The following is a 26755-nucleotide window of genomic DNA, read 5'->3' on the forward strand; positions in this document are numbered from 1 at the left end:
ATAAAGATGCGGAATTCAAAATTTTTATATTATCTTGTCTGGATCATAGTGGGGGCGCTCTTATTACATTATGGCAACTGGCTAATTAGCCATTACACTGAAGAGGCACAAAAGAACTATCAATTAGAAAATACTGTGTGGATCACGGCTATTGTCCCGTTTGTCTATGGGATCTATCTGGCGTTGTTAGAAGGATTACCTAAAGCTTTTATTGTTAATTGGCCGCTGTTGTTTATTGTGTTTCTTCCAAGTTTTCTTCTGCTTATGTATCCGATTTTAGTAATGTATTTTAACATTTCGAACATAGAGATTTACAAATTTGCAAGCATACATGATGGGGTAGTATTTGGTCTGGTTAGTGGAATGGCACTAGTTAAATCTCTAACGACAAACCGTTAACGAGATTACAGCATTGCTGTTACAGAATTATTGGAGCAGTATAAAATAGTTATATGCAAAATCACCCTTTCAATTATTTGGGTTTTATTGCAAGATATTTATGCATCATGTATTTTATTGAATAATAAGGGGGAGTGCGAATAATGTTATCATCCACAGAGCTTAGCAAGCTGAACGAAGTGAATTACAGGGAGGACCGATTAGAGGCACTTAATCATTTTTATGAGGATCTCTGTAATAAGAAAGTAGCCGATGGCTATATTTATTCTCTTAGTCGTTATGGAAAAATATTTGCTAATGGAGCGGGGGGACGCTTCAGTTACGAAGAAGATAGCGACCAAGAATTGAAAACGGATACAATTTTTCGAATCACTTCTATTACCAAGCTGTTTACGGCAACAGCGATCTGGCAGCTTGCAGATGATGGAAAAATTTTTATGGGACAACCAGTTAGTTCTATTCTTCCAGAGTTTGATGCCGACCCTTTTAAGCCGATTACAATTGCTCATTTACTGACTCATACCTCCGGCATCGCACCTGATCATGGAACTATAAGTGATACTTACTATAAAAGTGCATGGTGGTATATTTATGAATCAGAGCTTGGAAAAGAAAACTGGATTAAAGCTGGACTTTCCTATGGCATTCGTTTTCCGGTAGGGACTCAATGGATGTATTCCTCGTTTGGATACGTGGTTCTTGGTGCAATTATTGAGAAAATAACAGGTGTTTTTGCAGAAGATTACATAATGGACCACATTGTAAAACCGTTAGGCATGACAGATACTTTCTTTGATATACCGCCTGAGAAAGCTGGTAGGATCGCTATTCGTTCGGAAGAAGCCAAGGAATATCTTCAGAAGCTGCAAAACGGGGAAATTACGGATGAAGAACAAAGGTCTGAGGAAGAAATCAAGACTCCCGGAACTGGTGGGGGACTGTATTCAACCGTTAATGATCTACAAAAGTTCGGAATCATGCTGCTTAACCATGGGGAATACGAAGGGGGTCATGTCTTAAGTCGGATGGCTGTTCAGAGAATGACCAAGCGGTTCAATTCTGAAAAAATTCCAAACTACGCATGGGGAGATGGAGGAGCGGATAGACCATACGGTCTTGGGCCAGACCTTCGATATAATGAAAGTACATCTTATTCTGAAGGCACTTTTTTTCACGAAGGATGGGGGTCTTGTTCTTTGGTCGTTGATCCGGTAGAAAAGCTGATTGCCGTTTGGTATATCCCTTTTCATAAAAATATATGGGACGGTAGAGGGATTTTCGGTACAAACAATGTGATCTGGTCCGGACTCGAATAAGAAAAAGACTTTTTTTATGTGATATCTATAGATAGGCAGGATGTGACTTATGTTTGAGATGATAAAGCACCGCTTTCGCATTATGAGGGCGGTTGCTTTTGTTACTTATAAGGAATGGAGTGCGTACAGGACGCATTCGATGGTTTCTATTTTTGTAGGCCCAGTGTACTTTTTAGTGCAGTATTATATATGGAGCGCTGTTTATAGCGGGGAATCTTACATCAACGGGATGTCACTCTCCCAAATGCTTTCCTATTTTTGTGCTACGATGTTGATCAACTATCTGACTATGGATTTTGCCGATTGGAATTTACAAATGCTTATTCGTACCGGTAAATTCATTACGTTTTCGTTAAGACCGCTAAATCATATGTTCTTTGCTTTATCTCAGAAGGCAGGGCATAGGGTACTTGGGCTTTTGTTTGAATTTTTACCCTGCTTTATGATCTTTTTCTTTATTTTTCATATTGATGTCTTACCCGCAAATTTACTATACGCGATTCTTTCAATAGCTATGGCGTTTATGATGAATTTTTTCATTCATTATAGTATTGGAATGGTCGCCTTTTGGATGGTGCAATCCTCTAGTATTCGTAATTTTTTTAATCTCTGCGAAGGGATATTTTCAGGATCGCTGATTCCATTAGTATTTTTCCCAAAATCCTTACAAATGGCGTCCTTTTTCTTACCGTTTCAATATACGGCCTTTCTTCCAGCAATGGTCTATACAGGTAGCTATACTTTAGCTGATATAAGCTTACCTATTCCTCAAGTGTTATTGCTGCAGCTCATAGCCGTAATTATTGCCGGAGTTGTCTGCCGGGTGCTGTATGCGGTGTCGCTTAAGCATTTTACGGGGGTGGGCGCATGAAACGTATGTATCAAATATATAAAACCTGCATGAAGGCGAATATTTCTTCTGCTATCACTTATCGTGTTAACTTTATTCTTAATAGTCTTATCATGCTCATAGGGAATGTGCTGTTTCCTCTAGTAACGGTATTTATTTATAATTCGAATGCTTCATTTGCAGGATGGACCTTTAAAGAGGCGCTGTTAATTCAATCTGTTTTTATTCTGTCTACGGCTTGTGCCGGGATTTTTTTTAACGGAATTATGTGGAATACGATGTCTCATGTTGTAGAAGGGACTTTGGAAGTGGTATTAATTAAACCGACCTCGAGCCTTTTTCTGCTGTTGGCCAGATCTTTTGAGTTCGAAAGTATCGGGCTTTTAGGTGGAGGAGTAATCATGTTCGTATACGCACTTAGCGGAATCGATGGGATGACCATAGGCTCTTGGTTATTGTTCCTGTTGTTGTTTGGTGCAGGGCTGCTTGTTATGTTCGGTGTGGCGCTTATTGTGGCAGCGATTTCCTTCAAATGGGTGGCGAATTCCCGCTTGCCGGAGATGTTTGAGAGCATTAAGTCTTTTGGACGTTATCCAGGGACGATTTTTCCTAAGGCAGTCGTAGCTGTGAGTTCTTTTCTGTTTCCGGTCTCCATGATTGCCTACTTTCCAGCATCTACACTGATTGGCCGATGGGAACCCTATTTTTTTATAGCGATTATTCCTTGTGTATTATTTGCTGCCTTCGGAATTTGGCTCTATACATATATGCTTCGCAGTTACAAAAGCGCCGGAGGTTAAAAGATTAGTTCAGATCTAAGAAGGAGAATTTCACTTGGACATTATTACCGTCAAGAACTTAACCAAGCAATATGAAACCTATCACCGTGGACAAGATGCAAAAAGTGTATTTAAAAGTCTGTTTCACCGTGAAAAATCGATCATTACCTCTGTAGAAGATCTTTCGTTTAGTGTTGGAAAAGGAGAAATCATTGGCATTCTGGGTCCAAACGGTGCAGGGAAATCTACGACTATTAAAATGCTGACAGGCGTTCTCTATCCTACCTCGGGCGAAATAAATGTTCTAGGGTACAACCCTCATAAGCAGAAAAATCAATATGTAAAACAAATCGGGGTATTGTTCGGACAGAAATCGCAGTTAATATGGGACATTCCCCCTTTGGATAGCTTTTATATGAACAAGGAAATCTATGATATTCCTACGAACGACTTTCGTACAAGACTAGACCGATTTGTAAACATGTTTGAGATTGGCGATATTATTACTAAGCCCACGCGCACCCTTTCCCTGGGAGAACGAATGAAATGCGAGTTTATTATGGCGATGCTTCATTCACCACCTGTGGTTTTTTTAGATGAGCCAACGATCGGGCTGGATGTAATAGCTAAACAAAGAATCAGAGAATTCATTAAGCAAATGAATCAGGAAGGCACCACATTTATTCTGACAACACATGACTTGGAAGATGTAGAGCGTTTGGTTCAAAGAGTACTTATAATTCATCAAGGGAAAAAAGTATATGACGACAAGTTCTCTGAACTTCGACTGCATCTGGGTGCCCAAAAAGTAGTTAGGCTTTCAGCCGCCACAACTATTGGAAATATTGATCTGCCTGGCACTCAGATATCGGAAAGAATATCGGATTACGAAGTGGAGCTGCTGATCGATACCGAGCAATGTAAAATGGGCGAGTTTCTGCATATTCTTAGCGAAAAGGTAGAGATCCTTGATATATCCATTAAGGAGATTCCCATTGAAAAAATTATCAGCTCCATTTATGAGATGGATATGGGAGAACATATTCAAGCTTGAGAACGGATCATCTGCAGATTTAGATCGAGCATGGACCATAACTTTTCAGTGATCTCTTTTGCAGAGCAAGGATTACTATGGGTAAACCACCATTCAATCACTCCGACAGTCGCCGAACTTAAAAATTGCACAGATATATCTTTACTCAGCTCATCGAGATTAAAATTGTTTTCTAAAAATTGTACCTTAATCTGCTCATTTATCATTTCTTGTAATTGGTTTCTAAAGGAGAGCAGAGCTTTGTTTCTTAATAAAGTCTTATAAAAAAGAGCATTCTCCTCCAATTGTTCCAGCGTGCGGAGCAATGACGCCTTCGAGGGATTGGGTTCGGTTTCATCCTCCACTGCGGAGCAGCTTTCGATTAGTTGCTGGAGCTGAGCCTCCAGGCATTTATCCATCAGATCGTATTTGTCCGCATAATGGGAATAAATCGTTCCGCGGTTTACATCAGCACGCTCTGCGATTTCGTTGATCGTTATTTTTTCAAAATCTTTTTCAGCCATCAGTTGAATTAATGCATTCATGATGGCTGTTTGGTTTTTTTTAATTCTTCTATCCATGATAAGACTCCCTTTTTATTAAACAATGTATTGTATTTTGTTGAAAAATCAACAAAACCGGTCAAACTAACGATTGAACCCTACCGGAGATGTGATAATCTGATTTTATCGAACAGTTGATCAAAATTCAACAAATGTCTAAAAAGGGATAGAGGAGCTAAATATGAGAGTTTTAGTTTTTGGAGCGGGAGTATTGGGCAGCTATCTTGCGCATGTTCTAGTGCGTGGGGGAAATGATGTCACCATGCTTGCCAGAGGGAAGCGAGCAGAGCAATTGACGAAAGACGGACTTGTGCTTCGCCATTATTTTCAAATTAAAAACACTGTGGATACAGTAAAGGTCATCTCTACGCTTCGATTCGATGATCTCTATGATCTTATTTTTGTTGTTATGAAATATAATGATTTTCCATCTGTGTTACCTATTCTAGCTGAGAATCAGAGTCTGAATATAATTCTTGTGGGGAACAATGGCGATGCTCTTGGCATGCAAAAGGATCTCCAGGAAATGAGCAATGTGAGGAAAAATATACTCTTCGGATTTCAACTTAGTGCAGGAATTCGGGAAACGAGCGGTCGCGTTATTAAAATACACGCAGGAGGGCAAATGGTACTTGGCAGTTTAGACGGTGAGATTCCAATAAAACACTTACTGGAAAAAGCGTTTGAGAACGCTAAGTATAAGCTAACTTATCATGAGGATATGGATGCTTGGCTCAAAAGTCATATCGTGCCAATAGTGGCTTTGAACTCCCTTAGTTATCTGCATGACGGGGATTTGAAAAAGGTATCTAAAGATAAGAAGCTATTAAAACAAGCCATTTCAGTAATGGACGAGGGGTTTCAAATCATGGAGCAATTAAGCTATACTGTTACTCCAGCAGGTCAAGTTAACTTTGTTCGAAAGCACAAGCAGGCTGTATATTATGGTCTGGCAATAATTCATAAATTACCGTTTATGAAATTAGTGGACGGTTCTTTCAGCGAAATAGCGGCTTTGTTTAATTCATTTGATATTTTGAAGCAACAAGCAAACATTGCAACGCCCAATTGGGATCAACTTAAAAAACAAGCGTTTTCGAAGTTTAATGCAAATGTATAACAATCTTGTTCAGGAGGTATACAATCGATGGCTATATATTTTATAAGGCATGGAATAGATGATGAAGGCTTTCGTGGGGGTTGGAGTCAACGTGGACTTGTAGTAGAGGGATATAGACAAGCCGAACGTCTTGGATATTATCTTAAGGAAAATCAATCTAGCTTTAACATAACCCGTATTCTTTGTAGTGATTTGCAACGTGCGTTAGATACAGCAAATGAGATCGCCAGAGAGCTTGATTTGCCTGTTGAAAGCAGCCAGTATTGGAGAGAAACGAACAATGGTGTAATCGCTGGAATGCCTCATGAAATCGTAAATGAACGATACCCGGGTCTTTATTTCTCGGCTTTAAGAATGGATGAGAGATTTCCAGGAGGAGAAAGTCCTCAGGAATTTTTTACGCGAATAAGTTCAAGTTTCTCAAAACTATGTAATGAACTGGAGAGTACTGATCCAAATGAAAATGTAATTGTGGTCACTCATGGTGGCGTAATTAATGTTATATACCATATTTTAAAAGGGCTAACGTGGACGAATAAGAATGCTCATTTCCCGACTTCATATACTAGTATTCATAAAATAGAGTATCAAGTAGATAAGTGGGCAGTTACAGCAGAAAATCTTACGGAACATATATCAAGTGATCAGGCTGCTGGTATGGCCAATTGATTGGGAGGTACAAATATGGGTTTATTGAATGCGCTGATTGAGCAAGCCAAGAATCCTAGAGGGTTCGTAGGAAATATCATGATCAAAATCATGAATCAGGCACATACCAACATCACAACATGGGGACTTAGAAAAATAGAAATTAAGAGCGGCGATCCTATCCTGGACATAGGCTGTGGTGGCGGTCAAACTATACATACGTTAGCAAAACAAAATAAACAACATGAAATTTACGGCATAGATTACTCAGAACAAGCTGTAGAGACATCTATTCAAAAAAACAATAAGGCTGTAATCGCTGGTAAGGTGAAAATTAGTCAGGGAGATGTGTCAGCGTTACCGTTCAACGATGGATTTTTTTGGACGATCACAGCGATTCAGACACATTATTTCTGGCCGGACCTCGAACACGATATAAGTGAAGCATTTAGGGTGCTGATGGCAGGCGGTACATTTGTTATTATTTCTGAGATCTATAAAATCAATTATCATATGAAGCAATTCACTAAGAACGAAGAGATGGAGCAGTTATTTCGGAAATCGGGCTTTCAGACGGTAAATATTCACGAGAATAACAAATGGAGATGTTATGTTGGAAAGAAATAAAGCGGCCGCACCGCCCCAAAAAGGACGACACAGCCGCTTCGTTTCACCAGCTATTTAAGCCGGGAAGGTATTAAACAAACAACGAACGGGAAATGATGACCAGCAAGATGAAAAGTACCAAAATCGCTCCGGTCGAAGTGAAGGCTCCTCCATGAAATTCACCCATGATTTATTCCTCCTCAACTTATGTCTTCTTCTCAATTGCTGTGACTGATGTCGCAGCTTTCTGAGATAATGACATCATATGCCGAAGAGGGCCTGTTGTACTGGTCTATGGCCTATTGCTCGTCAATATGGGCTTTTAGGATACGTAATCCTTTAGGAAGATGATTTTTAAGCTGCCCTAAACTCGCTTTGCCCCAACTAATCGGCAAACCATCTAAAGTTACAAGTGTCCATCCATGTAATTCGCTGGGGACAGGCAGGCTTTCACCACGTAGCCAAGCATGTATTTCCGGGCCATCACTGCTGAGAGCAAAGCTTCGTGAAGCTTGTATGGGCTGTAGTGCCATAGCTAATGCATGAGCAGGTTCAATCCGATTTTTCTTCAAATGGGCGATATGTAGTCCAGCTCGTGGAATACGCAGTCCGTCCAGCAGCCCGGTATGGAGATTGCCATTAAAGGATTCTGGCAGCAAATAAAGGGATTCGCCGAAGAGCAGTGGCACACCTTGGCATGAAAGACCAGGCAGTTCTACCGCAGCCCAGTCTTGAAAAAGCTGGTAGGCATCGCGTACAGAAGAATTAGTTTTTGGGTTGTTTTTACTTCGGCGTTTTTTGGCGTTGCGGTTGGCATCATCATTCACGGATGCAGTGTCAATTTGCTTACGCAGGAGTGCTACAAAGTGACCTTCGCCCTTTTCTAAATGCGGCCAAAGGCGTTTGCAGGTGAGTAGTTCCATATCGGGGTAACTAGCCGTCAATCGAGCAATGGTTTCTTCATTCTCTTGACGGTTAAAGGTGCAGGTAGAGTAGGCTAAAGTACCCCCTGGTTTAAGCATAATGTAGGCGTCTTGCAGGATATCCCATTGTCTCGCTGCGCACATAACTACATGAGCAGGAGACCACTCTTGAATGGCTTTTGGATCTTTTCGGAACATGCCTTCTCCAGAACAAGGAGCATCCAGCATAATTCGGTCAAAAGCTTGCGGGAAACGCGCAGATAGCTGTTCTGGTGTTGCACAGGTTACGAGGGTATTCTTAATGCCCAGACGTTCAACGTTCTCTGCTAGAATTTTTGCACGTTCCGGATGAATCTCATTAGAGATTAAGAGGCCTTGTCCCTGCATTAAACCAGCGATATGCGTAGTTTTACCTCCAGGGGCTGCTGCAAGATCGAGGACGGTTTCACCGGGTTCAGGTGCCAGCAGTTCAGCTGCGGACATTGCGGAAGGCTCCTGAATATAATATAGTCCAGCGGCATGGTAAGGATGTCTGCCTGGTCGAGTGGGCTCATCATAATAAAACCCGCCCTGGCACCATGGGATAGGTTTCAAATTAAATTGTGAGACTGTACGGTCCACCGCAACTTGGCCTATGGCTGAGGTGCTTTTTAGCGGATTAAAGCGCAGTCCTTGAGTTCGTGGTGCTGAATAACTTTCTAGAAAAGCATCTGCCTCTTGCCCCAGCATTTCTTTAATAGATGCGGTGTAAGAGGCAGGCAGCTGTTCTTCCTTCATAGCTCATTCTCCTTTTTCTTAGTTGCTGTTTCATGTTTATACCGATAAAATCAAGGTATGGGGAACGTAATCGTACCTGAAATTCTACATATATTCAACTATATCATAATTGCCAAGTCTTACAGTACACAGGGCAATTGTAAAGGGGATGTACCATATGAATTTGCTGCAAGCGCTCTTCTTCCCGCCGGAGCAACCCGGTGGTGTATCATCTATGATCCCTTATCTTCAGGAAAGATTCCGTTCAAGCCGTTGGGAGATGGATTTGTTTTGGCTGCCTAAGCGGATTCGCAATAAGGGGCATGAGGAAGTAATATTCGAGACGTTTGATTGGACGCAGTATGGAGAAAGTCCGATCGTTCAGAAATATATTCAGACCTATCGTGATTATTTATGGTGGACTAAACTGCGGATGAGTAAGCCCTATGATCTTATTCATTCTCATCATCCGATTGCGGGCTTAGCAATGAAAAAAGTGTTCCCTGATACTCCGTTAATTCATACCCTGCATTCCAGTTACGAGCGGGAATTGATTCTAAATGGAGCGATTTCCGAGGATGGCTTGGAGCATCGTTTTCTAGTCTCACTTTATCGTGAGCTTGAGCATGTTAGTGATCGATTAATGACGGTGTCGCGATCTTTTGCAGATTATGTGGCCCCTTATATTATTGATCCTTCTAATATAGGTGTTATTCCGAATGGTTTTGATGAAAAAAGATTTAAGCCTGTTCCGCATGATAATGCTATTCCGCAGCTAGTGACCGTGACACGTCTGGTTCCGGCTAAAGGAATAGATATATTACTCAAAGCTTGCGCGGAGCTTAAAAATCGCGGTCATGAGTATGTACTGCATATTATTGGCGATGGTCCTTCACGTGCGGATCTGGAAAAGATGGCCCAACATTTAGGGATCTATAATGAAACAATTTTTTACGGATATACGCTGCACCCTGAAGAATTCATGCCTTTCTTTGATATTTTCGTATTGCCCTCTCGGGCGGAGGCGTTCGGTTCAGTGTTTGCGGAAGCGGCACTTAGCTGCCTGGCTTTAGTGGGGACAAATGTGGGCGGAATACCGGAGCAGATTGAAGATGGTGTGAATGGTCTATTGGTCAGTCCGGACGATGAGATTGCTCTTGCTGATGCATTAGAGAAGGTGATATCTGATCCGGCTTATCGTTATGAGCTTTCACGTTCCGCTTGGGATAAAGCAAAAAGCCTATATTCGTTGACACGAGTTGCTAATGAACTTAAAAAAACCTATTTACAGTATCCCTCAGGAACGAAAGGGTGAGCAGCTATGATTCCATTTCGCTTTCTGCATACTGCTGATTTACATCTGGATAGCCGTTTTGCCGGGCTGGCGCATATTTCGCCAGCCATTCGTGCTTATTTACGTGAGTCTACCTTTGCCGCCCTCGGGCGGCTTGTCCGCGTTGCGATCCAAGAAAATGTTGATTTTATTGTCATTAGTGGAGATGTGTACGATGTTTCAGATGCTTCATTACAGGGACAGCTGCGATTTCAGGAAGCGCTCAAAGAACTCGGTGAGCACGGGATTAACGTGTTCCTGATTCATGGCAACCACGATCCGCTTGACGGACTGCGTCTGACAACGGAAATGCCAAAGCATGTTACCGTATTTGGCGGAGAGAAGCCAGAACACGCTACAGCTTACCGCCGTATAGATGGCCAAGAAGTTGCCATCGTTAGTGGAATCTCTTATCCAACGGCGAAAGTGACGAACAACACAGCTGAAACCTTTTCTCGTATACCTGGCAGCCGCCTGTTTCATATTGCGATGCTGCATGGCAATGTAGACGGTGATTTGCTGCATGAGACCTATTCTCCTTGCAGTCGCAGGGACCTTATCGAACGGGGTTTTGATTATTGGGCGCTTGGACATATTCATAAACGGAGTGTACTGCATGAGAAGCCTGTGATTGTGTATCCAGGCAATATACAAGGGCGCAGCATTAAGGAAACCGGTGCTAAAGGCTGTTATATTGTGGATGTAGATGAGGCTGGAAGATCCGCTCTGCAATTTCATGAACTGGATTTCGTTCGCTGGCAGGTTAGAGACCTATCTATAGAAGGATTAAGCAATGAAGCAGAATGGATACAGAAAGTGGAGCAGGTTATTGAAGACATCCGCGCGGAGTTCCCGGAGCTCATGTCGGTGGTCAGATTCCGTCTGATTGGACGAGGGGACGTACATAAAGTATTGGCTGAAAAAGGGGCGGCAGAGGATCTGCTGTCAGAACTCCAGCGCCGTGAGGCGATTAGGGCTGAGCGTAAAGATTACAAAGGGCTTGCCTGGACCGAAGGGTTCGCCATCGAGTCCGGCTTAGCTATTGATCGCCAACGCTTATTGGAAGAAGATAGTTTTCTTGGAGAAATGCTGCGCATTGCAGAGCATACGGAACATTCTCCGGAAGCGCTCGAAGAACTATTAAATAGTGCGCTTAAACCGCTATTGGAGAATCAGGAGCTGCGTAAGCTGTTGTCTATGACTAGTCAAGAAGAGAAGTTGAGCTGGCTACGTGGTGCAGCAGAGCAGGGAATCACGATGCTTGGTGGGATGGATGATACTGTTGAAGCGGCGGAAAGTCTTTCGTATCTACAAGCCGGAGGGCAAAACGATGAAAATTGAGCATTTGCATATCAATGGCTTCGGGCGTCTTCACAATCGAGAGATTCATTTAACGCAGGGAGTGACCGTACTTTATGGGCGTAATGAAGCAGGAAAAAGTACGACACTGCAATTCATACGCTCTATGCTGTTTGGAATTCCAAGCCGTGGAAATCCCTTGGAAAGGTATGAACCTATGCAAGGTGGATTGCATGGGGGGACCCTGAAGATACGTGACTGTGATGATGGTTTGTGGACCATTCGCCGTTTTGCTTCAGGTGCTGAGGGATCAGGAAGAAATGAAAAGCTGAACATTACAGTAAATCATCCAAATGAAACGACTCAAGAGCTAGGACAAGCTGAAATGGAAAGACATTTACTTGGGGGGATCTCTAGGAGTATGTTCCAGCAATTGTTCGCAGTTTCACTGGACGAGCTGCAGGAGCTTGCTGCCCTTCAATCTGAGGAGATGAGCAGCTTTCTTTTTCATGCAGGTATGGGCGGTGGAGGTGCAATCATGCGTGCGGAACGCCGTTTGGTGCAGGAAGCTGAGAAGCTGTACAAACCTCGTGGCAAGCTGCAAGAAGCAGCAAAAGTTGTGCAAGCCATTGAAAAGCTTGAGCGCCAAATGGTTGAGAGCCGTTCTTATCTCCCGCGATATAACGATAATATAGTGGCATTGAGGGCAACGGAGTCGGAGCTAGATGAATTGGAGCAACAGCGTAAGCTCACTGGAGAGCAGCTAGTGATGTTTCGAAAAGCACAGGAAGTCCGTGAGCTGTGGTTAAAGTGGAGCGAGGCTCAGCTAGAGCTGCAAGGATTGCCATTGATTTTAGCCTTTCCTGAAGAAGGGGCAACTCGCTTTCAGGCATTTGAAGGAGAAATTCGTAATGCACAGGGATCAGTAGTACGTTATGAACGTCTTCTAAGCGAGCTTACTATTGAACTGGCAAAGAACCCTCCAGATGAAGTATTAGCAGCGCAGGGGCCTGCTTTGGAGCGGCTGGACCGGCATCGGAGCAGTTATGAGAACCGTAGAACGGAAAGACAGCGGCTTGAGGGAGAATTAACGGCGCTGAATGAGCATTTGCGGCGAATTCTGCGCGGCATTGATGTGAGCTGGGGCCCTGCAGAGCTGACTTCATTCTCCGGTGCAGCGGCAGATCGTGAAGCTGCACGGAAGTTTGCGGCGGCGTTCGCTAGTTATGACCGCCGCATGGAGGCGGAAGGTGCAACGCGGCAGTCGTTGCGATCCCGTTTGGCCGCTGCCTCAGCGTCGCTCCAAGCGGCAGAACGGGCGCTGGCGCGTGAGCATGCTACCGGCGCGGAATCTTTTGCGCAGCTGGCTCCGCGCAGCGCCCGTGAAGTGCTGCAGCTGTGGGACGAGCTGCAGCAGGCGGCCGAACGCTGGCGCGAAGCGCAGCTCAGCGAAGAGCCAGCGCGCGGCGCCGGAAGTAACGGCCTTGGCGCGAAGCGCATGGCCGCGCTCTACCGGCGCCTGCTGTGGGCTGGGGCAGCACTAACCGTGCTGCTGCCCGCAGCGCTGTGGCTGACCGGTGCTCCGCCGGCCAGCGCCGTGCTTGCGATCGGCCTGCTGGGCGCGGCCGATCTGGCCCTTTGGGCCGGCTTGCGCGGAGCGCGCCGGCAGGAATCGTCCCCGCCAGAGCATGGCGGGGACGTCAGCGCAGCCGCAGCCGAGATGCTGCGGCTGCGGGGCAGCTGCTCTCCGGGGCGGAGCCGGAGAGCGTTGTGCCGGGGCGGCGGACGGCCGCCCCGGGGTCCAGCCCTGACGCAGGCGGGCTGGAGGCCTCCATGAGGGAGCTTCGCAGGCTCATGGAGGCTTGGTCAGCTTGGCGGCAGCGCATCGAACGCTATGCCGCCGAGCGTGATGCCTGCCGCACGGAGCTGGAGACGCTGGCAGGCCAAGAGAAGCTGCTCGCTGAAGAAATGCACCGGGCGGAGGCGGCATTCACGGAAACGGCTGAGCAATATGAAGAATGGCTTTGCCAACGCAGGTTGCCTGAAGGATTATCTCCTGAAGGGCTGCCGGATATTTTTGCTATGGTTGAACAAGGGAATGAGCTGCTGCGCCAAGAGAATAAACTCTCCTTACGATTGAAGGAGCTGGAAGCAGAATGTAACGTGTTTGAGGAGGAGCTGCTCGCTCTTATTTATGAGTCGGGTGCTGATCTTGGCGACGAGTCTGGTGTAGCGGCAGCTGGTTTTGAAATAGATCCGCAAGAGGGGAAACGAGTATCTGCATTAACCTTACTAAGCTGGCTGGAACTGCGAAAAAGAGCATGGGATGATCTGAAAAAGGACTTGATTCGCCGGGAAACTATGCAGTCAAGATTGCAGGATGTGGATGAAGAACTCAAGGAGAGCCACAGGATATTAGGTGAGCTGAGAGAACATCGTGAGCTTCTGATACAGGAAGGCGGGGCGACTGGTGGAGAGGATTTCTTACGCAGGTCAGCAGCTGTGCAGCGGCGCAGTGATCTGAATAAATCGATTCGCCAGTGGGAGCTTGCTATGTTCGGTGGTTGGGAGGAGGAGCGGGTTGCTGCTCTGCTGGAATTATTAAATCATCATGATGCGGAAGCATTGCAGCTGGAGCGGTCATCGGCTGAAGAATTGATGGAACGGCAGGAAGAGGGTTGGAACACCCTGCTGGAGCAACGAGGCAAGCTGCTTCAGGAAAGGGAGTATTTGAAGGAGCGCTGCGTGGAGGATTCCGTTATTCAGCAACTGGAAGAGCAGAGAGCAGCCTTGCGGATCGTGGCTGATAAATATGCAGTGGCAGCGATAACTGCCGAACTAATCGGGCGAACTCGCCGTGTGTATGAGCAGGAGAAGCAGCCACAGGTATTACTGCTTGCCTCAGATTATTTCTCCAAGCTGACGGAAGGGGAATACAAAAGGGTTGTTATGACACTAGGGCATAAAGAGCTGAAAGCTGAACACAAGGACGGGGGACTGCTGGACAGTGGACTGCTCAGCCGAGGGACGGCAGAACAGCTGTATCTTGCCATCCGGCTGGCATTGGCAGAGACCATGTCACGGCAAGTATCGCTGCCGCTGTTATTCGATGATCTCTTCGTTAACTTTGATGAGTCTCGTCTTCATGCTGCGCTTGGACTTCTTGGAGAACTGTCGATCTCCCGCCAGATTGTGATGATGACCTGTCACAAGCATGTGGCGGAAGCGGCAGCATGTATGATTCCTACAGCAGCGGTTATTTCCGTGTAGTTCGGGTGATTGGTTTTACAGATACGAGACTGTTCCCCTTCTCCTTTGAGTTCGATGAAGTATTAATACCTGGTGGAGAGGACCATGGTGTTCGTAGCAGTTTGACAGCCCAGACCAGTGATAAACCTCCGAAGATTGGGTAGAACACGGAGAGCAGTGAACTAAAGCCGAACTGGCTCAGTAAATAGCAGACCAACATCAGAAGAGGTGTGATTAGTGCAGTTGATAGGGGAAGCCGTTGCTTAAGCTGTACAGCTACTCCATAAATATCGGCGACAAAAGTGCTGAAGATCTCCAAAAAGATCAGCAGCAGATATATAGTTTGCACTACAGTACCCAACCGGACGGCGATGCTGCCCATCGGAATTTCAAACTTGAGAATCCCTGGCATCTGTGAGCTCATTGCGAAATGTGCGGCAATCAACATAAAACCAATCCCGGTACCCCCAATAATACCGCCCCATACAAGGGATTTTTCTTCCTCTGTGTGACGAGCCATAGGGACTAAAACAGCTTGTGCCATCCCTAAATTAAAGGCGGTGTAGAGCAGCGGTGACATCCATGCCCCAAAGAGAGAGCGATCGTTATCAAGGAACAGGAACCGTCCAGCTCCCGGAATTTGAAAAGTATTAAAAATAATGATAAGTGACAGAGTAAGCATTAAAGGAACAACAATACTGTTCATTTGCAGAATACCGGAAATCCCTCGTTTTAGCAGAAAGTATGAACCAAGCAATGTGATAAGTAGTCCAGTCTGATAATGAAGTCCGAGATGCTCCTGAAAAATAGCGCCGGCCCCTGCAAGCATAATACTGTTTACTCCGATCAGGACGACCATCGTGAACAAACTGATGGTGCTTCCGACCTGTTCCCCGAAGAGGTGGCGGTTAAAGTCTTCATAGGATTCCGCTTCTATTCGCCGAGCAATGACCATCATTTTTGTACCCAGCCATATGAACAATATAGTTGAGAGCAGGATGGTCAGGACTGCCCAGTGCCCGTAACGTGTGAAAAATTTTAATATTTCCTGTCCGGTGGCGAATCCGGCTCCTACAATGGTGCCAATATAAGTGAAAGCGATCTGTAATGTTCGGACATGTGATTTCATGGCTCCCCTCCTAATAGTTTTACGAAGCTAAAGAAAAATCATAACGAGTGCTATGCAGGATAACCTTGTGTACTCTGTATAGTACAGGTTATGATGGGGATCAGTAGGACATGACTTCCGTCGTAATTGCTTTATGATCAGTGATTAATTTGTACGGAATGTCTGCGATTATAAAGGGTATTGGAGGTTCAAAGTCATGGAAGTGTTGAAACAGCGGATTTTGGAAGAAGGTGTCGTCGTTTCGGATGAGGTGCTGAAGCTGGATGCACTGCTAAATCATCAGGTTGATCCACAGCTTACGATGGAAATGGGACGGGAGTTTGCCGGGAGGTTTGCGGACTCAGGAATTACACGTATTGTGACCGTTGAATCCTCGGGCATTGCCGTGGCATTTGCCACCGCGTATGAATTAAAGGTGCCGCTAGTTTTTGCACGCCGCAAAAAAACACTGTTAGCTGATCCGGATGCGCTTTGCGAAAGAGTTCCGTCTTTTACAAAAGGTATCGTTACCGATATTATGTTGTCTCGCCAGTTCATCTCTCCAGAGGATAAAATCCTCTTTATTGATGATATTATTGCCAATGGTGATGCAGCGCGTGGATTGATTAAGATCATTCAACGTTCTGGCGCTGAGCTAGTTGGTCTTGGTGTTGTAGTAGAAAAAAGCTTTCAGGCAGGGGCTCGGACGATCAGAGAGCAAGGCATTCGTCTGGAGTCACTCGTAAGAATTACCTCTCTAAATGGAGGCACCATCGAATTTGGGGAATAACCTAATTGGCAATAAGAACAGGCCTATTTTTTAAACAACTGCTTTTCACCCTATGGATTTTCCTTTATAATAAAAATTAGACATAGGGAGGAGGCGTCACAATGGGGAAAGAACCGGTGACTGAACAATTTTTTATTGATAAATTAACCGAGGCCAAGGATCATTTCGAGCGTGCGCTGGACTGCAAACACACGGAATTCGACGATCTGTATCCCTATATGATTGAACATCCTCAGTTTTTTTGGTACAAACGCTATGTAGCCTGGTCAGAGCTTCTGACAATCAAAGGTTTGTGTGAAGAGTTATCCTTTCCTTGGAGGGAAAAATTCACTACTAACCAAGTGGAGTATCTGGAGCAACGTGTGATGTCCGCTAAAGTTCTTGACTTCTGGTTTGAGAAGAATGAAGCGCTGATATAAGAATGCTTTAGTAGACATGCAAGTCGTTAATTGCCTACATGAGACCCAGATGATTTATCATTTGGGTCTTTTTTCTGAGACTAAATAGGACAAGCTATGACAGGAGGGATTAATGATGATTAGCGATGAGCAATTGGATGCTTACCGGATTTCCGGTGAGAAAATTCGTGTAGTGCGCGATGGCTTGGAAAGTAACGACGTAAAAGGGATAGTTCTTGCATGGGATGATTCTCAGGTGATGATACGTCGTCAGAATAGACGAGTAGTGAAGCTGGATCGCAATTATTTATTCCAGCCATTTAGTGAACCAAGACAAGATCCGGATAATATATAATTTTTACAGTAATAATATCCGCAGTAATAATCTTCATAATACAAAACAGCTCCTCGCCCTACTGGGCGGGAGCTATTTCTGTAATGTCATTTGGGACTATATAGTTAGAGCAAGTTCAGACGCATTCTCTTCTCTGGAGAGTATGGAGAGTTCTGTGGACAGTCCAAGATACGCGCGCATGCGCAGCATCATTTCTCTACGGAAGCCTGGCCATAATATATTCATCTCTCCTTGAAATCCTCTGCAGGAATATAATGCTTCGACTCCTCGCTGATCTTGGCGAACGGTAGTAATCTTCAAATCATGGGAGCTCAGCTCGCGCGTAACCTCTTGAAGCATTAGTGACGTCTTCTTAGTGGCACCAGATACGAGCTCCATATATAGCTGAGGGGTCTTAAACAGGCCGCTTCTACTGATTACACGGCAGTCGCGTTCGAAAACTTTATGAATAAACGTTAGCAGCAAATAGCTTCTGACCAGGGACAGTTCTTCTTTAGTTACTTCTTCATCAATAATGGATGTGTTTAGCTTCGTAGTCGCCATTATAAATCACCTCATTTATATTATGCGAACTTTTGTTCTCATTATACCTTATATTCGGCAACAAAAGCAATAATTATCCATAAATTAATGAATGATAAGAAAATGACGGAAATATATTGACGTTGGATTCTCAGCGTGGTATGATCTATCTTGTGACCGCAATAAGCGAGTCATTATAATACGCGGTCATGGCGGAATTGGCAGACGCGCTGGCTTCAGGTGCCAGTGGTAGCAATATCGTGGAGGTTCGAGTCCTCTTGACCGCATAGCTAAGAAGGATTATAGAACTGCTCTAGCAGCAGTTCTATAATCCTTTTTTTATGCTTTTCAGCAGACGGTAGTGCTTAAGCGAAAGAAATCTTTAAGAAACATCTCCTGAGGCTTACGGACCCAGATGAAGCTATTTGCTCATTTATCGCTTTTTGAGCATAGTATCGGACCCCAGTGCAGCTATCGCATAGGAAAAGGATCGAACTTGGCGTTTTTTATACCAATAGCGACTGTGGGGTCCGATAGGAATCTAAATGTGCTCTAAAGCTGCGAATAAGGTCAGCTGAGTCCGATAGCACTTTCGTACGCGCAGATTGGAGAAATACTAATTTGTGTTTTGCTTCTAAGCTAATCGCCCCGCGGAATCATCATCACCTAAGGCTTACGGACCCAGCTGACGTTATTTGCTCATTTATCACCTATTGAGCAAAGTATCGGACCCCAGTGCAGCTATTGCATGGAAAAAGGATCGAATTTGGCATTTTTTATGCCAATAGCGACTGTGGGGTCCGATAGGAATCCAAATGTGCTCTAAAGCTGCGAATAAGGTCAGCGGGGTCCGATAGCACTTTCGTACGCGCAGATTGGGAAATACTAATCTGTGTTTTGGTCCTTCGCTATCTGCAATAGAGGCACTACGTTCTGCTTTAAGCTACTCGCCCCGCTGAGTCCGATAGCGCCTTCGTACGCGCAGATTGGCGAAATACTAATCTGTGTTTTGGTCCTTCGCTATCTGCAATAGTGACACTGAATTTTGCTTCTACGCTACTTAACCCGCTGAGTCCCATAGCAACTTCGCGCGCGCAACTATGCTTGAATCCAATGAAGTTTGTTGTCTAGATCAAAGTCTAAGACCCGAAATAAAACAGGTGCATCCAGCAACCATTGCATTGCAATTGGGACACACCTGTTTTTTTATAGGATAATGAATTACACGGTTGCTCTACGCAGCATCAAAAACGATAAAAGAGCGTACACGACTGTCAGAGGCATGGACCACAAGGCAAGTTCAAATGCGGTATATCCAGCAAACCAGTTAAAGAGGTCTACCCACCACTGATTATAGGTCATTAACAATACGCCGAGACTGCACAGGATAAACGTAACCCCTGAGAAAATGAACAAACCGCTTCGGCCAAATCTCCGGAAGATGCTGGATATCATTAGCCCCAGAAAAAACATATGCAGAAAGAGCGCAAAATACATCCATAGCTGTTCGAGGGCATTACCATCATTTAAATAGGGCAAATGAAAATAATGTAGTTCCAAACCCCAGCCACCTGTCAGTTTGCTTTCAATGATGGAGAGCAGGTAGAGGAGAATTGAGTAGACGGCGCTAGTTATAATAGCCATTAAGGAAGTGCCTATGAAATAATCCGTTCTTCGTTGGCTTAAGCCCAGAGCAAAGGGGAAGGTCTGCACCAAAATGAGTATACCGGTGATTAACATATAAATGAAGATAGAAACCAGACCGCCGGTATAAATCGGTTCTTGGAGGAAAGAAGCGACGATGACATTTACCAAGAAGCTGGATAACAAGATTACCCAAGGCGTATACAACCATAACCACTTATCTCTGAAATGCATTTTTAACATACCTGCCGTAGGATTCATTACACGGTCACTTCCTTTCCTAGAGATTTTTTATTTGTGAGATGAACAATTAATTGCTGTAAAGATACAGGTGAGATTTCTAAGCCTAACTTTTCAGCATGTGCTTGATCCTTCACGTTGAAGCCGATAATGGTGGCTGTAAGCAATCCGCCAAAAGACTCGCGGGAAATGACTTGTTTGCCAGCGATAAAATCTTCGATCTTTGCTGTCGCGCCGATTACCGTAACAGCTTGCCCGCGAAGGGCTTCAGCATCTTCGTTAATAATTAGCTTGCCGTTGTCGATGACGATAACATGCTCTAAAAGCTGACTTACTTCATCGATCAAATGGGTGGACAAAACAACCGTACGTGGATTTTCAGCATAATCTTCAATTAGGCGATCGTAAAATAGGCTTCTAGCTACTGCATCAAGACCTAAATAGGGTTCGTCAAAAATGGTAAGTGGAGCACGGCTGGCTAGACCTACTACAATTCCTACAGCCGAGAGCATACCTCGGGACAGCTTTTTTATTCTTCTTTTTAATGGCAGATTGAAATCCTTGATTAAAGAGTGAGCATATTCCCGATCAAAGTTTGGGAAAAATAATTCGGATACCTCCAGTACATCGATGATTCGGTACGTGTCCGGATACCTTTGGCTTTCCTTAATGAAGCAAATCTGCCTGAGAACCCGGTTATTCTCGTACGGATGTTCACCAAATACGTTCAGGACACCACTTGTAGGGAAAAGCTGAGCTGTGATCATATGCATTATTGTGGTTTTTCCTGCACCGTTTCTGCCGAGTAGCCCGTATATCTTATTTTTCTCCAAAGAAAAACTGAGTTCATGGATGGCAGTGACATTTCCGTATGACTTAGTCAATCCTTTGATTTCAACGACTTCATTCATGACTTGTTGTCTCCCCTCTGAATCATAATTGTTAATTGATCCAACGTAATTCCTAATTTTTCAGCTTCACGGATCATGGTTACTACATACTGTTCATAGAATTGTTCTTTTCTCTTCTCCATCAATACTGCACGCGCTCCAGAAGCTACAAACATACCGATTCCTCGTTTTTTGTACAATATCCCTTGATCCACAAGCAAATTCACACCTTTCGCAGCCGTAGCCGGATTGATCTGGTAGAAAACAGCAAACTGATTTGTCGAAGGAACTTGTGACTCCTCCAGCAGTGTTTCTTCGATGATGTCATTTTCTATTCGTTCGGCGATCTGCATAAATATCGGTCGTGTATCATCCATTAAGTTTCCCATGTATTCACCGCCAACTCCATTGGTTAGTTAGTTATGTAATTAACCATATATGCAACGAAGTTAATTGTCAATATTTTTTAATTGTTTTGGGCTGTATCCACATAAATAAAGGCTGCCCAGAATGCTCTGGATAGCCTTTTATTTGCATTACATAAATGCTATGATTTTGTCCTTGGTAAAAAAGAAGGGGGAGTTCAGCTATGAATGATTATGGTCCGGATCTGTTCAAAGATACTGCAAGCTATTACACCAGATATCGCCCGCTATATCCGTCCTCACTGATTCGATATCTAGTGAACAAATTCTCACTTAACGGAGAGGGCCGGTTGCTAGACTTAGGTTGTGGTACTGGGCAGTTAGCGCAAAGGTTTACGGATTGGTTCGAAAAAATTGTTGGCGTAGATACTGAACTAGAGATGCTAGAAGAAGCAAAGCTGTTATCAAAGTACAACAGGGTTGAGAATGTTAGCTGGCAACAGGGTAGAGCGGAAGAACTATCCAATGACTGGGGTTTCTTTCGTCTCATCATGATGGCTAAGGCGTTTCACTGGATGGACCGAGAATCCATTCTTGAAATTCTCTATCACAGTTTAGATGATAACGGCGGTATTGCTGTAATTGATACTTTTAATGAACAACAAGAACCGTTACCTTGGCAACAAAAGGTAGATGAAGTAGTGAAACGCTGGTTGGGTGACGAAAGAATAGCCGGGAACAGTACATATAGACATCCACAAGAAAGACATGAGGATGTTGTAAAGCGATCCAGTTTTACAGATGTTGAAAGACAGGTGTTATCGAGTTATTCCATCACTTGGACTGTTGATTCTATTCTAGGAAATTTGTATTCTACGTCTTATGCCTCTAAGCGATTATTTAGAGATAACTTAGAACGTTTTGAAGATGATATGAAATCAGCTTTATTAGAAATAGAGCCAACAGGTATATTTACAGAGGAATTGTCGGTTTCAATCATTACTGCCTTTAAAAAAGAAGCGGATTTACGATAAGAACCGCGCATTGATCTCACCGCATCCTGCTGTGTTAGGACTTAGTTTAAGGCGAAATGTGTTCTTTTTTAGTATGGATTTTACTTGCTTAGGCGTAAGAGAAGGGTTCATCTGGAGTAGTTGCGCGATCACACCCGAGACGATAGGTGTTGAGACACTGGTACCGGACAGCACAAAGTAATCTTTAGCTATCCGCAAATAAGGAAGCTCGCGATCCAGCTTGGATCGTGGGGCACGAAGGGAGATGATCGTTTCGCCTGGAGCAACGAGATCCGGTTTCTTCCTTCCTCCCGGTGCGGGTCCACGACTGGAGAACCAAGTGATTCGGTCGTCCGCTTGCGTGAGCGTGCGACGGTCATCCACTGCACCGACAGTAATTGCTGAAGGACTAATCCCTGGAGATTCGATCGTACTGCGTCCCGGTCCGCTGTTTCCAGCTGCTATTACAACGTTCAGTCCGGCTTTAATTGCTTTTTCTACAGCTTGGCAGAGCGGATCATCTGAACAAGGAAGATTCACCTTACCCCCGAATGACATCGAAAGAATACGAAGATTAAGTCTTCTCCGATTCGCAATACACCATTCAATTCCTTTAATGATTGTGGAATCATATCCATCGCCATTTTTATCGAGTACTTTGACACCTACTATCCCTGCCTCTGGAGCAGGGCTTTTGTATTTTCCTTTACTCATCCAACCGTTGCCTGCTGCATCCCCTGCGATATGAGTTCCATGGCCGTTATCGTCATAGGGCTGTGTTCTATGATTGATAAAATCTTTAAAAGCAACTATGCGGTTAACAGGGCGAAACAGGTCAGGGTGCCGATACACCCCTGTATCAAGAATAGCAATATTAATCCCTTTTCCGGTAAGCCGCTTTTTCTTTTGGGCAGCTGTGGAACCAATGGATGGTGTCGCTATATTAAGGGATGTTTTTTTGACTTGATCCAAATAAATTTTTTCGATACCATCCCAGCGGCACATCCGGTTCAGGCAGTTCTTTGAAACTTTGGATGATATCGAATTGAGCAGGTGAAGATGATGTCTGATCGGAAGGTCGTGGGATTTTAAATGGTTTTGTAAAGACTGTAGCTGGGCTGTAGTTATTTTTTGTTTGAATTTAATGATAACTGGAATGGAATTTGCCTTATGTGCTGGAAGATAGGAACGTTGAACTCTTTTTCTCAAAGAATGGTGCATTTTCGAATGATATTGCTCTAGCCATTTTTGACCGTTCATTAGTAATGAATCACCTCTTGAAGGTATTATATGCACTGCAGAGCTAGTGGACACGAAACTATGAAACTAGGATTTAACACATTTTCAGATTTGTAGGTGAAAGAGAGGTCAAACATTACGATTCTTGCATTTACTAACGTATCCTAAAAAGAAAGTGGTGAATTAAATGACAATTATTAAAAAACCAGTTAACAAGAAAGCAGTTATGGCTAGCAAAGTTCTCGCGGCTAAAAAAGCGAAAGCAGCTCCTACGAGAAAGAAACGTAGAATTAGACAGACTCTGGATAGATTTATTGTTGTTGCTATTGGTACAAATGCAACGGGTACACCTAAAGATACTACGGGGTGGTCAGCTTCATTGAGAGCTGGAACTACAACGGTAACTGCTGATTTTGACGAATTTGGTGTAGTTAGATTCCCAACAATTAGTACCTTAACATCAGTACCTTATCTTCTCACTTTAAGAGATGAGAGTGGAGCTACTATAAGAAGTTTTAACGTTCCCGCAGACCGCGAATTTTTTGTGGCTAGATTCTAGTTTGGACAAGCCAGGTCAAGTAAACAGCATGTGTCGATTTTATATCGATGCGTGCTTTTTTTTATGTATTTTTCTAACTTTGATTCAAGTGAGTGATTTGTTACAGACAAACAGAATGGGGAGATGCCATACTTTCAGCATCGTATTTTTGGGAATATAGTACAAAAATGGATATAGGGCGGGTGAGAGGTTTCGTGAAAGAAAAAGGGAATATATCAGGTATTCAATATTTTTTATTAGGACTGCTTGTATTTTTAATGTTAGGAATGGATATGTTCATCATGGGATTAGATCAATGGTTATGGGGGGATTTGTTTAATATAGACGACTTTTTTGTCAGCCCTTGGTACGTACTAGTTGTTCATTGGAGCATAGTCACCATATTGTGGACAGTTGGAGCTATGATATTTCTACTTTGGTTCAGGAAGAGGAAGTTGATTGAAAAGGTTATATCTTTGCGTTGGCGCTCTAAGGTCATTCCTTTGTTAATTGTAGCTTTTATGTCAAGCTTTTTGTTCGCTGTGTTGGAATTTTGGATTAATGGGGAGAGCATTCCACAGATTTATAGAGAATATGAAAACTTCAAGTTAGAACATGGTTTTATGGGCATATGGGTTGCCTTGGTTCAAAACATATATTACATTGTGGAAGCTGTACTAGTTGTACTATTGGTTGCGCTAATGCAGTCTGCAGGAGAAGTATGGTTTAAGAATCCTTCTCTTCCTTATGGCGGAATAGGTTTAATGCTGACTTGGGGATTAGGTCATTTGACACATGGTCTGCAAAGCGGCTTGTATATTACTGCTTTTTCTTTGGTGTTTGGCTGGCTGTTTGTGAAAGCGGGTAAGCAGTGGTGGCCAAGTTTTCTGTTTATCTGGCTTGTATTTGTTTTATAATATTTAGTTTAACGGGGGGATACCATTGTACAATCCAGAGAAGAGAACAATTACTACTGAAAGATTGATTTTAAGACCTTTTGCATTGTCTGAAGCACAGCGTGTCAGTGAGCTCTGCAATAATTATAATGTTTACAAAAGTACATTAACTCTACCTTATCCATACCCCATTGAATGTGCGTTATCATGGATTGAAACACATGAAGATGAGTTCAATAATGATAATTCATATGAATTCGCTATTACTGATAAAAATACAAACGAGCTGTATGGTGCTATAGGACTGAGAAATAACCGGACACACAGAAACGGCGAGCTTGGATATTGGATAGGTGAGGAACACTGGGGTAATGGATATGCTACAGAAGCAACAAAAGCGGTCATTAATTTTGCTTTTACAGAAAAACATTATCACAAAGTGTATGCCAGATTCTTTGCTACAAATCCTGGTTCGGGACGGGTTATGCAAAAATCTGGCATGCTGAAAGAAGGCGTTTTGTTACAGCATATTTATAAAGAAAATGAGTTTGTAGACCTTATTCATTATGGGATTTTAAATACGAGAGCTACTGACTAACGCTTGGATTTCATACACCACTATTTGAAGTCACGCCCATTGGGCGTGGCTTTTTTTATTAGAAATGCTAGTCCGCTTCAACGGACAATAATGAAATTCCTTCTTATTTAAAATTAAAATAAAATTCTTGACACTTCTCATTGATAACGATTATCATAGGAAGCGATTAGTGAAAATGAAAATCATTATCACTACATGAAACGTATAAATATACATATTCGGAGGGATAGATTTTGAAAAAATTATTAGTACTCCTGGTTGTTGCAGCGGTTACTGCAATGACTGCTTGTTCGTCTACTAATACAACGGACAATCGAAAAAATGAAGCAGTAACGAATACAACTGCTAATGAATCGAAAGAAGCGAATGCAGCAAATACAACAGAAGTAGCGAATACAGCGGAAGCTGCCGGCAAGGTGTACAGTCTGGAGAATGATGGTGTGGATGAAACGTTGTTCAACGAAGCCTTAAGCCAATTCCCTTCTACAGTACCGGAGCGTATTGTAACAACTTCTGTACCGTTAACAGAAATGCTTTATTTGCTCGGCATAACACCGGTAGGTGTACCTACTTCAACGAATCCAATCCCTGCTGATTTCGAAACAATTGATCGTATTGGATCTCCTATGGCACCGGATCTGGAAGTAGTGACAAAACTTGAACCAGACTTGCTGCTGGGAGCGGAATCACTTCGCAGCACATTAGACAAATCGCTAGAAGGAATCGACCTACAAAAAGCATATTTGAGAACAGAATCATTCGAGGATTTAAAGCTTAGCCTCAAAGTTTTAGGCACTTATTTTAATAAAAAAGATGAAATGAATGCTGCTTTAACTAAGATTTTGGACAAAGAAAATGAGCTGAGTCAATTAGCCGAAGGCAAAGAGCTGCCAAGCGTGCTGCTCGTAATCGGAACCGCGGATTCTTTTATGGTCATGAGTGAGAAATCTTATTTAGGTAGCTTGGTGAAAAAGCTTGGTGCTGATAACATCGCAACTTCTGTATTGCAAGTTACTGACACTTACTCACCTATTAATATGGAGAACATTGTAGCCGCTGATCCAGACATCATTCTCGTACTCGCTTCAGGCGACCACGGAGCGACAGAGGATAAGTTCAAAAAAGAAATAGAGAAAAATGAAACTTGGACAAAGCTCTCAGCTTATGCAAATAACAAAATCAACATTCTAGATTACAGCGTATTCGGTGTTACTTCGATCCTTAACGCCGAGACAGCCTTAACCGAAATTGCAAAATACTTCTATGAATAATTAAAGGAGACAGC

29 protein-coding genes and 1 tRNA gene are annotated in these 26755 nt (G+C 43.5%); 21 read left to right on the plus strand and 9 right to left on the minus strand.

Translation table 11 applies throughout. The features are described from left to right. The first annotated feature begins 6 nt into the window (after window positions 1-6). From NSQ50_RS10300 to NSQ50_RS10320, 5 genes are all read left to right on the plus strand, one after another. Window positions 7-399, plus strand: coding sequence for a hypothetical protein (locus NSQ50_RS10300; RefSeq protein ID WP_143760475.1), 393 nt, complete (start codon window positions 7-9; stop codon window positions 397-399). 143 nt (window positions 400-542) lie between these two features. After that, a complete protein-coding gene (locus NSQ50_RS10305) occupies window positions 543-1715 on the plus strand; it encodes a serine hydrolase domain-containing protein (protein ID WP_076223226.1) in 1173 nt (390 codons plus the stop codon). Between the two features lie 139 nt (window positions 1716-1854). Further along, complete coding sequence (locus NSQ50_RS10310) at window positions 1855-2586, plus strand: ABC transporter permease (protein ID WP_256717035.1); 732 nt, start codon at window positions 1855-1857, stop codon at window positions 2584-2586. Beyond that, window positions 2583-3365 carry an ABC transporter permease gene (locus NSQ50_RS10315; protein ID WP_076223224.1) on the plus strand — a complete coding sequence of 261 codons (783 nt, stop codon included), beginning with the start codon at window positions 2583-2585 and terminating at the stop codon, window positions 3363-3365. Before NSQ50_RS10310 ends, NSQ50_RS10315 begins: the two co-directional genes overlap by 4 nt. A gap of 34 nt (window positions 3366-3399) precedes the next feature. Further along, on the plus strand, window positions 3400-4398 hold the full coding sequence (locus NSQ50_RS10320; protein WP_249267665.1) for an ABC transporter ATP-binding protein: 999 nt from the start codon (window positions 3400-3402) through the stop codon (window positions 4396-4398). Here NSQ50_RS10320 and NSQ50_RS10325 read toward each other — a convergent pair. Then, window positions 4389-4958 (minus strand): TetR/AcrR family transcriptional regulator, encoded by a 570-nt coding sequence (locus NSQ50_RS10325; protein WP_036689376.1) that lies wholly within the window; start codon window positions 4956-4958, stop codon window positions 4389-4391. The genes NSQ50_RS10320 and NSQ50_RS10325 overlap by 10 nt on opposite strands. A 163-nt stretch (window positions 4959-5121) precedes the next feature. Between NSQ50_RS10325 and NSQ50_RS10330 the strand changes: the two genes are divergently transcribed. From NSQ50_RS10330 to NSQ50_RS10340, 3 genes are read left to right on the plus strand one after another with little or no spacing between them, the layout of a single operon-like run. Beyond that, window positions 5122-6060: a ketopantoate reductase family protein gene (locus NSQ50_RS10330; RefSeq protein ID WP_038569884.1), complete on the plus strand. Its 939-nt coding sequence runs from the start codon at window positions 5122-5124 to the stop codon at window positions 6058-6060. A gap of 27 nt (window positions 6061-6087) precedes the next feature. Beyond that, window positions 6088-6729, plus strand: a complete 642-nt coding sequence (locus NSQ50_RS10335) for a histidine phosphatase family protein (protein ID WP_036689381.1) — start codon at window positions 6088-6090, stop codon at window positions 6727-6729. A 15-nt stretch (window positions 6730-6744) separates the two neighbouring features. Continuing rightward, window positions 6745-7335: a class I SAM-dependent methyltransferase gene (locus NSQ50_RS10340; protein WP_076223222.1), complete on the plus strand. Its 591-nt coding sequence runs from the start codon at window positions 6745-6747 to the stop codon at window positions 7333-7335. Between the two features lie 70 nt (window positions 7336-7405). Here the strand turns inward: NSQ50_RS10340 and NSQ50_RS10345 are convergent, their stop codons facing one another. Together NSQ50_RS10345 and NSQ50_RS10350 are read right to left on the minus strand one after the other, a co-directional pair. After that, window positions 7406-7501 carry a sporulation protein YjcZ gene (locus tag NSQ50_RS10345; RefSeq protein ID WP_197069771.1) on the minus strand — a complete coding sequence of 32 codons (96 nt, stop codon included), beginning with the start codon at window positions 7499-7501 and terminating at the stop codon, window positions 7406-7408. A gap of 112 nt (window positions 7502-7613) precedes the next feature. Continuing rightward, entirely contained in the window at window positions 7614-9014 is a 1401-nt protein-coding gene (locus NSQ50_RS10350; protein ID WP_076223220.1) for an RsmB/NOP family class I SAM-dependent RNA methyltransferase, read from the minus strand. Window positions 9015-9171: 157 nt separating this feature from the next. Between NSQ50_RS10350 and NSQ50_RS10355 the strand changes: the two genes are divergently transcribed. Genes NSQ50_RS10355 through NSQ50_RS10370 form a run of 4 tightly spaced genes read left to right on the plus strand, consistent with a single transcriptional unit; the run spans window position 9172 to window position 14895 of the window. Then, complete coding sequence (locus NSQ50_RS10355) at window positions 9172-10308, plus strand: glycosyltransferase family 4 protein (RefSeq protein ID WP_036689393.1); 1137 nt, start codon at window positions 9172-9174, stop codon at window positions 10306-10308. A gap of 6 nt (window positions 10309-10314) precedes the next feature. Next, window positions 10315-11667 (plus strand): metallophosphoesterase family protein, encoded by a 1353-nt coding sequence (locus NSQ50_RS10360; protein WP_076223217.1) that lies wholly within the window; start codon window positions 10315-10317, stop codon window positions 11665-11667. After that, a complete protein-coding gene (locus NSQ50_RS10365) occupies window positions 11657-13462 on the plus strand; it encodes an AAA family ATPase (protein ID WP_340949405.1) in 1806 nt (601 codons plus the stop codon). The genes NSQ50_RS10360 and NSQ50_RS10365 overlap by 11 nt, the downstream gene beginning before the upstream one ends. Then, on the plus strand, window positions 13459-14895 hold the full coding sequence (locus NSQ50_RS10370) for an ATP-binding protein (RefSeq protein ID WP_340949407.1): 1437 nt from the start codon (window positions 13459-13461) through the stop codon (window positions 14893-14895). Before NSQ50_RS10365 ends, NSQ50_RS10370 begins: the two co-directional genes overlap by 4 nt. Here NSQ50_RS10370 and NSQ50_RS10375 read toward each other — a convergent pair. Then, window positions 14882-16003: a YkvI family membrane protein gene (locus NSQ50_RS10375; protein WP_076143264.1), complete on the minus strand. Its 1122-nt coding sequence runs from the start codon at window positions 16001-16003 to the stop codon at window positions 14882-14884. The two genes, NSQ50_RS10370 and NSQ50_RS10375, sit on opposite strands and share 14 nt — an antisense overlap. A gap of 196 nt (window positions 16004-16199) precedes the next feature. On the opposite strand from NSQ50_RS10375, the gene NSQ50_RS10380 reads away from it, so the two are divergent. The 3 genes from NSQ50_RS10380 to NSQ50_RS10390 all read left to right on the plus strand — a co-directional run bounded on the left by NSQ50_RS10380 (window position 16200) and on the right by NSQ50_RS10390 (window position 17525). Beyond that, window positions 16200-16772 (plus strand): xanthine phosphoribosyltransferase, encoded by a 573-nt coding sequence (locus tag NSQ50_RS10380; RefSeq protein WP_038569895.1) that lies wholly within the window; start codon window positions 16200-16202, stop codon window positions 16770-16772. A 101-nt stretch (window positions 16773-16873) separates the two neighbouring features. Next, on the plus strand, window positions 16874-17191 hold the full coding sequence (locus NSQ50_RS10385) for a hypothetical protein (protein WP_036689410.1): 318 nt from the start codon (window positions 16874-16876) through the stop codon (window positions 17189-17191). Window positions 17192-17306: 115 nt separating this feature from the next. Further along, the gene (locus NSQ50_RS10390; protein WP_036689413.1) at window positions 17307-17525 is read left to right on the plus strand and encodes a hypothetical protein; all 219 of its coding nucleotides are present in this window, start codon (window positions 17307-17309) and stop codon (window positions 17523-17525) included. Between the two features lie 96 nt (window positions 17526-17621). Here NSQ50_RS10390 and NSQ50_RS10395 read toward each other — a convergent pair whose 3' ends face one another. Beyond that, complete coding sequence (locus NSQ50_RS10395; protein WP_051491615.1) at window positions 17622-18068, minus strand: hypothetical protein; 447 nt, start codon at window positions 18066-18068, stop codon at window positions 17622-17624. Window positions 18069-18250: 182 nt separating this feature from the next. Here NSQ50_RS10395 and NSQ50_RS10400 point away from each other — a divergent pair. Beyond that, window positions 18251-18334 (plus strand) — tRNA-Leu (locus NSQ50_RS10400). Between the two features lie 934 nt (window positions 18335-19268). Here the strand turns inward: NSQ50_RS10400 and NSQ50_RS10405 are convergent. The 3 genes from NSQ50_RS10405 to NSQ50_RS10415 are packed head-to-tail and all read right to left on the minus strand — an operon-like array spanning window position 19269 to window position 21210. Continuing rightward, window positions 19269-19952: a hypothetical protein gene (locus NSQ50_RS10405; protein WP_038569897.1), complete on the minus strand. Its 684-nt coding sequence runs from the start codon at window positions 19950-19952 to the stop codon at window positions 19269-19271. Further along, window positions 19952-20842 carry an ABC transporter ATP-binding protein gene (locus NSQ50_RS10410; protein WP_038569899.1) on the minus strand — a complete coding sequence of 297 codons (891 nt, stop codon included), beginning with the start codon at window positions 20840-20842 and terminating at the stop codon, window positions 19952-19954. Before NSQ50_RS10410 ends, NSQ50_RS10405 begins: the two co-directional genes overlap by 1 nt. Next, on the minus strand, window positions 20839-21210 hold the full coding sequence (locus tag NSQ50_RS10415) for a GntR family transcriptional regulator (RefSeq protein ID WP_036689422.1): 372 nt from the start codon (window positions 21208-21210) through the stop codon (window positions 20839-20841). Before NSQ50_RS10415 ends, NSQ50_RS10410 begins: the two co-directional genes overlap by 4 nt. 200 nt (window positions 21211-21410) lie before the next feature. On the opposite strand from NSQ50_RS10415, the gene NSQ50_RS10420 reads away from it, so the two are divergent. Beyond that, on the plus strand, window positions 21411-22220 hold the full coding sequence (locus NSQ50_RS10420; RefSeq protein WP_076100842.1) for a class I SAM-dependent methyltransferase: 810 nt from the start codon (window positions 21411-21413) through the stop codon (window positions 22218-22220). Here the strand turns inward: NSQ50_RS10420 and NSQ50_RS10425 are convergent. Beyond that, window positions 22212-23459 (minus strand): S8 family peptidase, encoded by a 1248-nt coding sequence (locus NSQ50_RS10425; protein WP_038569907.1) that lies wholly within the window; start codon window positions 23457-23459, stop codon window positions 22212-22214. The two genes, NSQ50_RS10420 and NSQ50_RS10425, sit on opposite strands and share 9 nt — an antisense overlap. Before the next feature lie 166 nt (window positions 23460-23625). On the opposite strand from NSQ50_RS10425, the gene NSQ50_RS10430 reads away from it, so the two are divergent. The 4 genes from NSQ50_RS10430 to NSQ50_RS10445 all read left to right on the plus strand — a co-directional run bounded on the left by NSQ50_RS10430 (window position 23626) and on the right by NSQ50_RS10445 (window position 26741). After that, complete coding sequence (locus NSQ50_RS10430; protein WP_052096946.1) at window positions 23626-23997, plus strand: hypothetical protein; 372 nt, start codon at window positions 23626-23628, stop codon at window positions 23995-23997. Between the two features lie 194 nt (window positions 23998-24191). Further along, window positions 24192-24893: a hypothetical protein gene (locus NSQ50_RS10435; RefSeq protein ID WP_038569908.1), complete on the plus strand. Its 702-nt coding sequence runs from the start codon at window positions 24192-24194 to the stop codon at window positions 24891-24893. Between the two features lie 25 nt (window positions 24894-24918). Then, window positions 24919-25470: a GNAT family N-acetyltransferase gene (locus NSQ50_RS10440; RefSeq protein ID WP_038569910.1), complete on the plus strand. Its 552-nt coding sequence runs from the start codon at window positions 24919-24921 to the stop codon at window positions 25468-25470. A gap of 233 nt (window positions 25471-25703) precedes the next feature. After that, on the plus strand, window positions 25704-26741 hold the full coding sequence (locus tag NSQ50_RS10445; RefSeq protein ID WP_051491617.1) for an ABC transporter substrate-binding protein: 1038 nt from the start codon (window positions 25704-25706) through the stop codon (window positions 26739-26741). Window positions 26742-26755: the final 14 nt, after the last annotated feature.

Source organism: Paenibacillus sp. FSL R10-2788 (genome assembly GCF_038003885.1).
Taxonomy (GTDB): domain Bacteria; phylum Bacillota; class Bacilli; order Paenibacillales; family Paenibacillaceae; genus Paenibacillus_AQ; species Paenibacillus_AQ odorifer.